Source organism: Pollutibacter soli, from assembly GCA_029269725.1.
Classification (GTDB): domain Bacteria; phylum Bacteroidota; class Bacteroidia; order Chitinophagales; family Chitinophagaceae; genus Pollutibacter; species Pollutibacter soli.
The window spans coordinates 60,814-72,964 of sequence record JARJHS010000002.1; the positions used below are offsets into that span (position 1 = coordinate 60,814).

General features: G+C 44.2%; 8 protein-coding genes. 3 read left to right on the forward strand and 5 right to left on the reverse strand.

Annotated elements, in window-relative coordinates:
* Window positions 1-180: 180 nt before the first annotated feature.
* The 5 genes from P2W82_RS04930 to P2W82_RS04950 all read right to left on the reverse strand — a co-directional run bounded on the left by P2W82_RS04930 (window position 181) and on the right by P2W82_RS04950 (window position 7,206).
* Window positions 181-3,579 (reverse strand): ThuA domain-containing protein, encoded by a 3,399-nt coding sequence (locus P2W82_RS04930; protein WP_336514737.1) that lies wholly within the window; start codon window positions 3,577-3,579, stop codon window positions 181-183.
* A 109-nt stretch (window positions 3,580-3,688) separates the two neighbouring features.
* A complete protein-coding gene (locus P2W82_RS04935) occupies window positions 3,689-4,432 on the reverse strand; it encodes a 3-keto-disaccharide hydrolase (protein WP_336514738.1) in 744 nt (247 codons plus the stop codon).
* Between the two features lie 4 nt (window positions 4,433-4,436).
* Window positions 4,437-4,889 (reverse strand): c-type cytochrome, encoded by a 453-nt coding sequence (locus tag P2W82_RS04940; protein ID WP_336514739.1) that lies wholly within the window; start codon window positions 4,887-4,889, stop codon window positions 4,437-4,439.
* 63 nt (window positions 4,890-4,952) lie between these two features.
* Window positions 4,953-6,008: a sugar phosphate isomerase/epimerase family protein gene (locus tag P2W82_RS04945; protein WP_336514740.1), complete on the reverse strand. Its 1,056-nt coding sequence runs from the start codon at window positions 6,006-6,008 to the stop codon at window positions 4,953-4,955.
* Window positions 6,009-6,039: 31 nt separating this feature from the next.
* Window positions 6,040-7,206: a Gfo/Idh/MocA family protein gene (locus P2W82_RS04950; RefSeq protein ID WP_336514741.1), complete on the reverse strand. Its 1,167-nt coding sequence runs from the start codon at window positions 7,204-7,206 to the stop codon at window positions 6,040-6,042.
* Window positions 7,207-7,599: 393 nt separating this feature from the next.
* Between P2W82_RS04950 and P2W82_RS04955 the strand changes: the two genes are divergently transcribed.
* From P2W82_RS04955 to P2W82_RS04965, 3 genes are read left to right on the forward strand one after another with little or no spacing between them, the layout of a single operon-like run.
* A complete protein-coding gene (locus P2W82_RS04955; protein WP_336514742.1) occupies window positions 7,600-8,484 on the forward strand; it encodes a hydroxypyruvate isomerase family protein in 885 nt (294 codons plus the stop codon).
* A gap of 42 nt (window positions 8,485-8,526) precedes the next feature.
* Window positions 8,527-10,218, forward strand: coding sequence for a GMC family oxidoreductase (locus P2W82_RS04960; protein ID WP_336514743.1), 1,692 nt, complete (start codon window positions 8,527-8,529; stop codon window positions 10,216-10,218).
* Between the two features lie 34 nt (window positions 10,219-10,252).
* Window positions 10,253-12,091 carry a DUF885 domain-containing protein gene (locus P2W82_RS04965; RefSeq protein ID WP_336514744.1) on the forward strand — a complete coding sequence of 613 codons (1,839 nt, stop codon included), beginning with the start codon at window positions 10,253-10,255 and terminating at the stop codon, window positions 12,089-12,091.
* Window positions 12,092-12,151: the final 60 nt, after the last annotated feature.

Consider the following 12,151-nt stretch of genomic DNA (forward strand, 5'->3'; position numbering starts at 1 on the left):
GGATCAGATACCTGGGAGGTTTCGGCAATTTCGAATCGATTGTTGGCAAAAACAAGTGAATAATCTTTTTTGGAAACAGATTATTCTGCCGCAAAAATGTTTTTTTCTCTTTGATAAGAACAAAATGCAATGCCCCGATGTCTCCATCGGGGCATTTGCATTAAAAGTACATACGGTTTATTATTTTCCGGAAATCAACTTCATTGTCGCCAACGCAACTGCATTGGTTTCGCCTGGATCTGCTTTTCTTACTCTCAGGTACAACTTACGGGGACCAGTACCCGCATTAGTAACTTTCATCATGGTGGAATTAAAACCAGCTTTACCACCAGCGGGGATATTGCCAGTGGCCACAACCGGCCCGTTAATGTCGTCCGCAACAAGCTCAACCACATAACCCTTTTTCAGAGGATCCTGCATTCCATACCCCAGTTCAATCTGTTTTACAGGGACCAGGTTTACTGAATCAAACATGAGCCATTCACCACTTCCACTCAACATCGCGAGTTTCATTCCGCCATAGTCAACCAACGTGGTTTTCTCGAGTCCTTTATTATCACCCATACTCAATACAGGGCTCTTCAAAAGGACAACAGCTGCGCCGGTTAATGGACTGATCCCTGCGCCTCCTTTGTCAGTGTAAGTTGCTGTGATCTGCATGAATTTATTTCCTTCAGCATCTTTTGATGAAGCCACTATTGATCCTTCCGCAGGTAGCGACTTCTGCACTCCTGTTGACGACATGGAAAGTATCCAGTCCACAATTTTTCCTGCGTCGCCTTCTTTAAGATCAGGATGTGCTGACATGGCTGTTTCGCCCCATACACCACCGCCGCCATTGATAATTTTCTTCACCAGGTAACTGCGTGCATCTGCCTGTTTACCATATTTAGCAGCAACCTGCTGGAATGAAGGACCAATGGATTTCTCCGCTTCTTTATGACATGTCTTACAATCCAGTGACATGGCAATGCTTTTCCCTTCCAATGCCTGGCTCACCATCTGGTGACCAACCACCTGCGCTTTATCAGTGCCACTCACATAATCGACTTTTACAAAAAGACCCGCTGGATCAATTCCACCCGAAGCTGAGCTTCCATCTTCCTTATCGGTAACGGCTACACGATATTTAACCGGAACACCGGGGATATAGTATTGGGGATTTCCATCAAGAGTGATAGTCAATTCCGGCGTTTCGTTCCCGGCATAAATCTGCTTCACTTCGCTTTTTGTAGTAGCGCCTTTATCATCTTTCACTTCCACATACACATCATTACTTCCCGCTTTTGTGAAAGTGAATTCAGATTCAGGAGTCGTAGTTTCTTTTGTCTCCGATCCGAAATGCCAGACATAAGTCAGCTTATCATTATCGGGATCAACAGAACCTTCCGCATTTGCTTTAACCGTAAACGGTAAAGAGCCGGTTGATTTACTGATCGCAAGTTTTGTTTTCGGAGCCCTGTTCCCGGCATTGTAATCAATTCTTGAAAGTGCAGCATCGGGGTTTTTTGTAAACCAGCCACTACCATATTCCAGCACATATAACCTTCCATCAGGCCCCATTTCAATATCGATGGCTGCATTGTTTTTCGTGTGTTCCATGAAAGGCTCTGTTTTCACGAAATTTCCCTGGGCATCCATTGTAACCCATTTCATCCAACCACGGATCCATTCATAGAAAAGCAATTTGCCATTATAATAATCCGGAAGTCTTGTGTCTTTCGGATATGCATCGGCATAGTAAACAGGTCCTGCCATTGCATTTCTTCCTCCTGTACCCAGTTCAGGGAATTCAGGTGAAGCAGCATATGGATAATATATAAATGCACTGCTGACTGCCGGCAGATCTTTTATACCTGTATTGTTCCTGGAATCATTAACCGGATGCTGAGGATCAAATGCAGGACCGCTTTGGCCGGTTGCATAGTCGTAGTCGCGATACGGATAATTATTACCCACAAATAAGGGCCAGCCAAAAAATCCGGCCTTGCGTGCCTGGTTAAGTTCATCATAGCCACGGGGACCACGGGTGGCCATACTGTCTTCCCGCGCATCTGGGCCGACTTCACCCCAGTAAAGAAATCCGGTCTTCTGGTCAACTGAAATACGATAGGGATTTCGGGTACCCATCACGTATATCTCAGGTTTTGTTCCTTCAGTTCCCTGGGGGAAAAGATTGCCGTTCGGAATGCTGTAAGTTCCGTCTGCTCCAAGTTTTATTCTCAGGATCTTTCCTCGCAGATCATTTGCATTTGCAGAACTTCTTCTTGCATCATATTGTTCATTGCCCGGGCGTTCGTCCATCGGCCCGAAGCCGTTAGTAACATTTTTTGTGTTGGGCTGATTGAACGGAGTAGAGTTATCACCGGTAGATAAATACAACAACCGGTCGGGACCAAATGCAATAGAACCTCCGGTATGGCAGCAGATATCCCGCTGGGAATAGAACTGAAGAATTCTTTTTTCGGAAGCAACATCCAGTTTGCCATCTTTAAACACAAAACGTGAAAGTCTGTTCACCGACGTGTCCGTGGGTGAATAAAACAGGTAGATATAATTATTGGTTTTATAATCCGGATCTGCAGCGATACCCAGCAACCCTTCTTCTGCATTTACCCCTTTTACCGTTGTCTTGAAATACACATCAAGTTTTCCGGCAGGTGATAGTTGTTTTGATTTGTTGTCATAATAAAGAATTTCTCCTTTGCGCTGTACGACAACAATGCTGAGGTCAGGGAGAATTGCCATTTCTGTTGGTTCATCAAACCCTGAAGCCAGCACATTTTTTGTGAACCTGTCTTCTTCCGGTGGACGTTGGGAACTGGCTTTGGAGTAATCGAGCGCTTTGTTACCACCTATGGCATATTGTACAGCTCCAAGCAAATGTTTCAGGTACATCGGATCAGCATAAGATTCGTCGGTATGTCCAAATTCAGTATAGAATGCCCTTCCGCCATCATATTCATGACACCATACCATGGGATGCTTATCACCGTTCTCTCCACCTTCATAGCTTTTTTCATCGATGCTTGCAAGGATTTTTACATTGCTATCGGATGGGGCTACCCGAAAATTGTACCATTCGTCTGTGCGTTCCCACACGTCCGGGAGGTGTTCCGTCGCCGGATTTGATTTATCCGTAACAAGGATTTTTGCTGGCTGAATTTTTGGGTGACTTTTAAAGTAGGCGCCCACCAGTTTACCATACCATGGCCAGCTGTACTCACAATCTGTTGCCGCATGAACGCCAACAAATCCGCCACCAGCCTGTATATATCTTTCAAAATCTGCCTGCTGGTATTGATTCAATACATCGCCGGTGGTATTGAGAAAAATCACAGCGCTGTAATTTTTGAGCGAGTCTTCCGTGAAATAATCTGCATTCTCTGTGGTGTCTACTACAAAATTATTTTCACTGCCGAGTTGAAGAAGAGCAGCTTTTCCTGCTCCGATTGAGCCGTGCCGGAAGCCGGCCGTCTTTGAAAATACCAGGACTCTTGCTTTACCTGAACGTCCGCCACAGGAGGCCAGGAGAGTCAGCATTGCTACTACTGCGAGGGATAACCGAAAACATTTCATACGACGCGTGGTTGATATTTAAAGTTGAAAATCCATTCCGATCAGATCGGAATGGATTTTAGTGATCATATAAAATACAGGGACAAGGCATACCATGTCCCTACTACCATTACAACTGTTTGATTTTGATATTCCGGTACCAAACCAGATCTCCATGATCCTGTAACCCGATTTTTCCTTTGGTGAACCTGCCGAAATCCGGCATATTCTTAAACTTACTGTTCGCCACCATCTTCTTCCAGTTATCATCATTGGTTGTAGTGGAAACAACAGTAATTCCATTCAGTTTCAATTCCAGTTTATTTTTCACCCAGATAACTTCGGCCGTGTTCCATTCACCAACAGGTTTTACAGGCTCAGTGTCTATTGCAACCAGGTCATATAAATTACCTGCGCGATGTTTATGGATCTTACCGTCTGAATGCCCATCGTTGTCAAGGATCTGCATCTCTAACCCGGTAACAAAGCTCCAGGGATATTTGGCATCTTCTTTAATTCCGAAAATGATCCCGCTGTTCCCGTTTTTGGAGATTTTCCATTCGAGGCTCAGGTGATAATTTTCGTAATCCTGGTCAGTAAGCAAATCGCCACCAGCCATTTTTCCCGCAGCCCTGCCGGTAGTGTCCAGGTACAAAAGACCATCAGCCACTTTCCAGGATGAACCATCGGTTTTATTTAACCAAACATGCCAGCCGTTTTTTGACTTGCCATCAAATAATGGTTTCCAATCCTGTCTGGCATTCTTGTCCGTAGTATTCTGAACTTCCCCAGGGGTGGATTTGCTGGCAGAATCAGAATGAAATTGCTGTAATGAAATAATCAGAATAAGGCAGCTTGCGGCCCAGAACTTCATGCGCTTATTTTTTCAATGAAAGAATGTATTTCACCATTGCTTCAGCATCAGTCTGGCTGAGATTTGGATGCGGTGACATTGGAATCTGTCCCCAAACACCCTGTCCGCCTTTCATTACTTTCTCAGAAAGCAATTTCACATTCTCTGCATTGTTCTCATATTTTTTGGCAACATCCTGGTAAGAAGGTCCGATTACTTTGGCATCTTCTTTATGACAGGTGAGACAGTCAGAAGCAGCAATCAAAGCTTTACCATCAGGGCCGGAACCAGAAGGCGTAGACGTTACAGCCGGTGCCGCCGGAGTAGCTGATGTAGAAGCCGAACCGGTATCTGATCCACCGATCTGAGAATTTGCGTTGGAGTCATTTGTACTGACAGGAGTGGTTTCCTTAGTATCACCACCACCGCAAGCATAACAGGCACTTGCAATTGCCAACGCGAAGAATACTTTTTTCATATTTTGTTTGGTTAAGATTTGAGCGGACTAAATTACGCATTAAGGTGTGCAACAGGGATTTTTTTAGCTCAGTCCCAGTATTTTTTTATTAAAGGCTTCATCGCTTCCCGTACCCGCAAAGTCATCAAAAGCTTTTTCAGTTACCCTGATAATATTGTTGCGGATGAAAACGGCACCCTCTCTTGCACCATCTTCCGGATGTTTCAACGCACATTCCCATTCCATTACGGCCCATCCTTTATAGTCATAGCCGGTCAGTTTGCTGAAAACGCTTTTAAAATCAACCTGGCCATCACCGAGGGAACGAAACCTTCCGGCGCGTTGTACCCAGTTCTGATAACCACCATAAACGCCTTGTTTTCCACTCGGATTAAATTCAGCATCCTTTACATGGAACATGCGAATCCTTTCATGATAGTGGTCAATATAGCTCAGGTAGTCCAGGCATTGCAGTACGAAATGGCTTGGATCGTATAACAAACATGCCCTTGCATGATTGTTTACTTTTTCGAGGAACATTTCATAAGTGATTCCATCATGCAGGTCCTCTCCGGGATGAATTTCATAACAAAGGTCAACTCCGTTTTCGTCAAACACATTGAGGATAGGAAGCCAGCGATCAGCCAGTTCTTTAAATCCGGTTTCAACCAACCCTGCGGGGCGTTGCGGCCATGGATACACCGTATGCCATAACAAGGAACCACTGAAAGTAGCATGTGCATTAAGACCAAGATTTGCAGATGCTTTTGCCGCCCATTTCAGTTGCTGAACCGCCCATTCTGTGCGGGCTTTGCTGTTGCCATGAACAGATGCAGGAGCAAAACCATCGAACAATTCATCATAGGCTGGGTGCACAGCCACCAACTGACCCTGGAGGTGAGTTGATAGTTCTGTGATCTTCAAGCCGCAATCTTCTACCGTACCCCTGATCTCATCCGCATAAGTTTTGCTTTCAGCAGCTTTCTGAAGATCAATACATCGGCTATCCCAGGTAGGAATCTGTACGCCTACAAATCCAAGGGATTCTGCCCATAAACAAATCGATTTTAAACTGTTGAAAGGAGCTGTATCGCCCATGAACTGGGCGAGAAAAATACCGGGACCTTTTATAGTTGTCATCAGTTTTTGAGTTTTTTCATTTGCAATACAATCAGCCGACTACATGATCGGTCCACTTTTCTTTTGAACTTCCACTGGCAACTACATTATCGATGAATGCCATTCCACGGATACCGTCTTCAACACCGGGGAAGTCGAGCATTTCAGGTGTAGGAGTAGTACCATCGATTCTTGCAGAAAGCGTAAGCGCAAAGTTTTTATAGATGTTTCCAAAAGCTTCCAGATATCCCTCAGGATGTCCGCCCGGAGTGCGGCAATTTGAAGTTGCAAAAGAAGAAAGATGTTTATACCCCGCACCTGCACGCAGAATCTGGGCAGGCTGATCCAGCCATTTTACGAGGAGGGTATTGGGTTCGTGCTGCGCCCATTCTACACCACCTTTTTCACCATATACCCGGATCTTCAATGCATTTTCTTCACCTGCGGCCACCTGCGAAGCCATCAATACACCTGAAGCGCCGTTTTCAAAACCAAGCAATACATTACCATCATCATCCAGCGCACGACCGTCTACGAATATGTTCAGGTCTGCACAAAGCTTAGTGATTTTCAAACCGGTAATATATTCTGCAAGATGAGCAGCGTGGGTACCGATATCACCGATACACCCTGCTTTTCCTGATTTTTTCGGATCAGTTCTCCAGGCCGCCTGTGCGTTGCCTTCTCTTTCGGAAAGTTTACTCAACCAACCCTGCGGGTATTCTACCCACACTTTACGGATCTTTCCAAGTTCACCCGCTTTAACCATGGCTTTAGCCTGTTTCACCATCGGGTAGCCGGAATAGGTATGTGTTAGACAAAGAATAAGACCGGTTTCTTCGGCTTTCTTTTTCAGCTGCCTGGCTTCGTCAAGAGTGAAAGTGATGGGCTTCTCTACCACCACGTGAAAACCATTTTCCAGCGCCATCATTGCCGGAGCAAAATGGGCGAAATTGGGCGTCACGATTGTTACAAAATCCATTCGTTGATCAGCAGGGAGCTTACTTTCTTTTGTAATCATCTCATCATAAGTGAGATAAGTTCTGCTCTCCGGGAGAAATAATGATTTCGCTGAATCTTTTGCGATTTCGGGATTGATACTAAGCGCTCCGCAGCTCAGTTCAATTAATCCGTCCATATTAGCAGCAAGTCTGTGGATCGCGCCGATGAAAGCATCTTTGCCTCCACCAACCATTCCCATTCTGAGTTTTCTATTCATTGACTTTTATTTTGTAGGGTTGTAAAACTAAACCGATTTAAAAATAAATGAACCGGTTTGAAAAATTATTTTTGAATGGATTTGTCTAACCCCGGATCGGTTCCGCGTACAGGGATAACCGTCAGCTTGTATTTACAAGAGATTACTTTGTGATTATAAACAGGAAGGCAACGTAAGCAGTCCGGGGACTTCATTTTATTAATTTATCGATGGCACCAGTACCGGAATGCTAATAGCAGTTAAAGTCAGAAGCTTTCAGACCGGGTATCGCGTTAAGACTCCACATTTGTTTAAAAATCTTAAAATCGAACTGCTTGGCAGGAATATCGTCAACAATCATTTTTTGTTGGGAAGTTTTTTTGGATTGTGTAATTTACACGTCAACATTTGCTTATGCCAAATCATGCTTCGCGTCGAAAAGCGATAAAAAGTCTTGTTCTCGGATCAATTGCAGTCAATACCCTCAGTTCGTTCAGATCCGAAAATGAAAGTTCAGCGATGAAACCACTTCAGCTCAAAGGCAATATCAATCATTCTGTTTGTCATTGGTGCTACGGTTCTATTCCGCTGGAAGAATTCTGTGTTTCCGTCAAACAGCTGGGTATGCCGGCTGTCGATCTTATCGGTCCGAAAGGATGGGATACACTGAAGAAAAATGGTCTTGTTTCCTCCATGTGTAATGGTGCTGAACTGGGTATCCCCGATGGATGGAATAATACTCAGTTTCATAGTAAACTTATCCAGAACTATTCTGACATGATTCCGTTGGTGGCCAAGGCCGGCTGGACTAACCTGATTTGTTTTTCGGGTAACCGTAACGGTATGGATGATGAGACCGGGATGAAAAATTGTGTTGAAGGGCTGAAAAAAATAATGAGCCTCGCTGAAAAAAATAAGGTGATGATCCAGATGGAACTGCTCAACAGCCGTGTGGATCATAAGGATTATATGTGTGATAAGTCCGCCTGGGGTATTGAACTTGTGAAGAGAGTAGGCTCACCCAATTTTAAACTGCTGTATGATATTTACCATATGCAGATTGATGAAGGCGACATCATCAGGAATATCAAAACCAACCACCAGTATTACGGACATTACCATACGGGTGGTAACCCTGGCCGTCACGAAATTAACGATACGCAGGAGTTATATTATCCTGCCATCATGAAGGCGATCCTGGAAACAGGGTACAAAGGTTTTGTAGCCCAGGAATTTATTCCGACCTGGCCGGATAAAATAGCTGCACTGAAAGAAGGTGTAACCATTTGCGACGTTTAGTTTAATCATTCATTTCAACTCAGAATCTATTAACTGTATACTATGCCAGAAACGAACACATATGACGCAATCGTCATCGGCTCCGGAATCAGCGGAGGATGGGCTGCAAAAGAGCTTTGCGAGAAAGGATTAAAAACAATTGTTCTTGAGCGCGGCAGGAACATCGAGCATGGAAAGGATTATATCAATGCCAATAAAAATCCATGGGAATTTCCGCATCGCGGTGGTCGCACACAGGAAATGATTTCAAAATATCCTGTACTGAAAAGAGATTATCCACTAAGTGAAACCAATCTCGATTACTGGGTCAAGGACTGGGAATGTCCCTATACAGAAGTAAAAAGATTTGACTGGTTCAGGGGATATCATGTCGGTGGCCGTTCATTGATGTGGGGGCGCCAGAGCTATCGTTTCAGTGACCTGGATTTTGAAGCGAATGCCAAAGAAGGCATCGGCACCGACTGGCCGATACGTTATAAGGATATTGCTCCCTGGTATGACTATGCAGAAAAATTTGCAGGTATCAGCGGATCCAGGGATGGTCTTGCTGTTTTGCCCGACGGGCAATTTATGCCGCCGATGGATATGACCTGCGTGGAAAAAGATGTGGCAGCGAGAATTAAAGAGCATTACAAGGGATCAAGAAATATGATTATTGGCCGTACGGCAAATATGACGGCACCTAATCCAAACAGTCCACAACGTACGCAATGCCAGTTCCGGAATAAATGTTCGCTGGGATGTCCGTTTGGTGCTTATTTCAGCACGCAATCCTCAACACTCCCGGCTGCACAAAAAACTGGAAATCTCACTCTTCGTCCGTTTTCTATCGTTACCCGGATTCTGTATGATAAGGACACAAAAAGAGCGACTGGTGTAGAGATACTGGATGCGGAAGACAAAAAAACTTACGAATACAAAGCAAAAATTATTTTCCTGAATGCTTCTGCACTCAATAGTGCATGGGTTTTATTGAACTCAGCAACTGACGTATGGCCCGATGGTTTGGGTAGCAGCAGTGGAGAACTCGGACATAACCTGATGGATCATCATCTTGGTGTATATGCAAACGGTACTGTGGAAGGTTACGAAGACAAATACTATTATGGTCGTCGTGCTAACGGCTTTTATATTCCACGTTTCAGAAATGTCGGTTCGGATAAAAGAGATTACCTGCGCGGGTTTGGCTACCAGGGTAGCGGAAGTCGGCAGGGCTGGAGCCGTAACGTGGCTGAACTGAACATCGGTGCCGAATTAAAAGATGCATTAACCGAACCCGGAAACTGGACAGTAGGAATGGGTGGCTTCGGCGAAATTCTTCCATATCACGATAATAAAGTCACACTGGATAAAACCAAAAAAGATGCCTGGGGACTGAATATCCTTTCTATTGACTGCGAGCTGAAAGAAAATGAATTGAAAATGCGTAAGGATATGCTTGAAGACGGAAAGGAAATTCTTACTGCTGCAGGCGTAAAAAATGTAACTGGTCGCGACGGAGATGGAACTCCGGGACGTGGCATTCATGAAATGGGAACAGCCCGTATGGGAACGAGTCCGAAAAATTCAGTACTCAATAAGTGGAACCAGGTATGGGATGCACCAAATGTGTTTGTTACTGATGGCGCATTCATGACGTCAGCATCCTGTGTAAACCCGTCTCTCACTTACATGGCTATGACGGCACGTGCTGCTGACCACGCTGTAAGTGAATTGAAAAAGAAAAATCTCTGATCAGCATTGATGTTCAGATAAAAAATGCCTGTTCATGCGACAGGCATTTTCAATTATATTTAAAAAGATGCTGAGAAAATCAATTTCATTCGCAGCTCTGGCGTTGTTTGCAGCGATGATTTTTTTAAACTCATGCAAACAAAAAGAAACCACAGAAATTTCTGAGGCCAAAACCGACTCTGTTTTTAACCGGTTCCTGGAAAATTACTATAACGGTAAATCCAGGTTGTTTCCGATGATGGCTTCATTAAACGGCAACAGCGATTTCAATGATTTACTTGAGGCAGATTTTACCGACAGTTACAGGGAAAAAAGCTATAAATTTTTCCAGGCGTACCTTGATTCTTTGAAAACTTTTGACAGGAACAAACTCAACTTTAACGACAGAATCAGCTATGACCTTTTAAAGGATGAGATCGATCTGGAGATGGAAGACCTGACTTATAATGGCAACTACCTTCCGGTCAACCAGTTCTTCTCCCTCCCACAATATTTTGGCCAGGCCGGAAGCGGAACCGGATTTCAACCTTTCAATACAATAAAAGATTATGATAACTGGCTGAAACGGGCGGATGGTTTTGTTACCTGGACTGACAGTGCAATTATCTATTTACGCAAAGGGATAGCCGAAAAGGTGGTTCTGCCCAAAAGCCTTGTTGTTAAAGTGATTCCGCAGCTGGAGGCCATGGTAGTAAGCGATCCGGCAAAAAGTTTGTTTTATGGTCCGGTAACCAATATTCCTGCTTCTTTTTCAAAAGAAGATGCAGCAAAATACAAGAGACTGTACGAAAAAGCCATCGCAGAAAAAATTACTCCTTCATACCGGAAGTTAGCAGTATTCATGAAAGATGAATACCTACCCGCAGCAAGAACCACCTCGGGCATAAATGCAATACCTAACGGGGACGCCTACTATAAATTTCTTGTCAAAGTTCAAACTACAACCTCCGGAACACCAGACGAAATCTATAATATCGGTCTTGCTGAAGTAAAGAGGATATTGGCGCAGATGGACAGTGTTAAAGATGCTGTTGGTTTTGAAGGCGATCGCAAGGCTTTCTTTGAATATCTGCGTACTGCTAAAAAGTTCACTCCTTACAAAACTCCGAAAGAGGTTCTGGACGCATTCGAAGATATACATCAGCGGATGAAACCTGAGTTGAAAACGATGTTTACCGTTGTGCCGAAATCGAGATTTGAGATCAGGCAAACCGAAGCATTCAGAGCTGCATCCGCTAGTGCAGAATATAATTCAGGAACCATCGATGGATCAAGGCCGGGGATATTTTATGTGCCCATTATTGATGCTACTCAATTCAATACAAGCTCCGGGATGGAAAGCCTTTTTCTTCACGAAGCGATTCCCGGTCATCATTACCAGCTTTCATTACAGATGGAGGATACGTTGTTACCGAAGTTCAGAAGATATGGCGGCAACAATGCTTATGTGGAAGGCTGGGCTTTGTACTGTGAATCCTTAGGAAAAGAACTTGGTTTGTATAAAGACCCGTATCAATATATGGGTGCGTTGGGGGATGAAATTCACAGGGCGATCCGGTTGGTGGTTGATGTTGGCCTTCATTCTAAAAACATGACAAGGGAAGAGGCGATCGCATATATGATGGATAATGAAGCCATCAGTGAACAGGGAGCGACGGCAGAAATTGAAAGGTACATGGCAATGCCGGCACAGGCTTTGGGATACAAAATCGGCGCGTTGAAGATTCGTGAGTTGAGAAATAAATATGAGAAGCAATTAGGAGACAAATTTTCTGTCGCAGAGTTTCATGGACAGGTATTGAAATATGGAGCTTTGCCGTTAGATCTTCTGGAGAAGGTGATGGACGAAAGGCAAGTAAGTAGTAAAAAGTAAATAGTAAGCAGGAAACAGCCCGCGGTTGCGGATGTTGATGTGTTGGCTTTTCGGTAAGAA

What these genes read in the sequence shown, in the direction of transcription:
- P2W82_RS04935 (WP_336514738.1), bottom strand. Translation starts at nt 4,432, where the DNA reads ATGAAGTTCTGGGCCGCAAGCTGCCTTATTCTGATTATTTCATTACAG.
- P2W82_RS04940 (WP_336514739.1), bottom strand. Translation starts at nt 4,889, where the DNA reads ATGAAAAAAGTATTCTTCGCGTTGGCAATTGCAAGTGCCTGTTATGCT.
- P2W82_RS04945 (WP_336514740.1), bottom strand. Translation starts at nt 6,008, where the DNA reads ATGACAACTATAAAAGGTCCCGGTATTTTTCTCGCCCAGTTCATGGGC.
- P2W82_RS04955 (WP_336514742.1), top strand. Translation starts at nt 7,600, where the DNA reads ATGCCAAATCATGCTTCGCGTCGAAAAGCGATAAAAAGTCTTGTTCTC.
- P2W82_RS04950 (WP_336514741.1), bottom strand. Translation starts at nt 7,206, where the DNA reads ATGAATAGAAAACTCAGAATGGGAATGGTTGGTGGAGGCAAAGATGCT.
- P2W82_RS04960 (WP_336514743.1), top strand. Translation starts at nt 8,527, where the DNA reads ATGCCAGAAACGAACACATATGACGCAATCGTCATCGGCTCCGGAATC.
- P2W82_RS04930 (WP_336514737.1), bottom strand. Translation starts at nt 3,579, where the DNA reads ATGAAATGTTTTCGGTTATCCCTCGCAGTAGTAGCAATGCTGACTCTC.
- P2W82_RS04965 (WP_336514744.1), top strand. Translation starts at nt 10,253, where the DNA reads ATGCGACAGGCATTTTCAATTATATTTAAAAAGATGCTGAGAAAATCA.